Origin of the sequence: Pilosibacter fragilis (assembly GCF_032490495.1) — a bacterium.
Classification (GTDB): domain Bacteria; phylum Bacillota; class Clostridia; order Lachnospirales; family Lachnospiraceae; genus Pilosibacter; species Pilosibacter fragilis.
Window position 1 is genome coordinate 1 of sequence record NZ_JAVYJB010000079.1, and the last position, 591, is coordinate 591.

At 47.4% G+C, this 591-nt stretch carries 2 tRNA genes and 1 rRNA gene; all 3 read left to right on the top strand.

Going from position 1 to position 591, the window contains the following annotated elements:
* The first annotated feature begins 40 nt into the window (after positions 1-40).
* Positions 41-114 (top strand) — tRNA-Ile (locus tag ABCW45_RS17815).
* A gap of 103 nt (positions 115-217) precedes the next feature.
* Positions 218-290: transfer RNA gene (locus ABCW45_RS17820), tRNA-Ala, on the top strand.
* Between the two features lie 194 nt (positions 291-484).
* Positions 485-591, top strand: a 23S ribosomal RNA gene (locus tag ABCW45_RS17825); the annotation flags it as partial.

Here is a 591-nt window from a genome sequence, read left to right on the forward strand (position 1 = left end):
TGGAGACGGCATGGGAGAGCAGGTGGATGCCAGATTCAATGGGCTTATAGCTCAGCCGGTTAGAGCGCACGCCTGATAAGCGTGAGGTCGGTGGTTCGAGTCCACTTAAGCCCATTACCTGAAAAGGTAATGCAACAAGTGACTGGCTGATTGAAATAAATACAGAACATAAATGAATAAGGGATCGCCTCTGAAAAGAGGGAAGGCCCGCATCCATGGGGGTGTAGCTCAGTTGGGAGAGCACCTGCCTTGCAAGCAGGGGGTCAAGAGTTCGAATCTCTCCATCTCCACTCGGGATTAAATCTAATCCCTAACGTACCTTGAAAATCACATATTGAATAATTGAATCTTAAATATTTAAGATACAAGACATCCGAGGCGTATCGAAAGATACGTAACCGAAAGAATCAAGTAAACTTTAAGACCAGGGGTGCAACGCTATGCACCTTCGTATGAAAACCGTTCCCGCGGCGGAAATACTACTGGTTAAGCTAGAAAGAGCGCAGGGTGGATGCCTTGGCACTAAGAGCCGATGAAAGACGTGATAAGCTGCGAAAAGCTTCGGGGAGGAGCAAATATCCTTTGATCCGG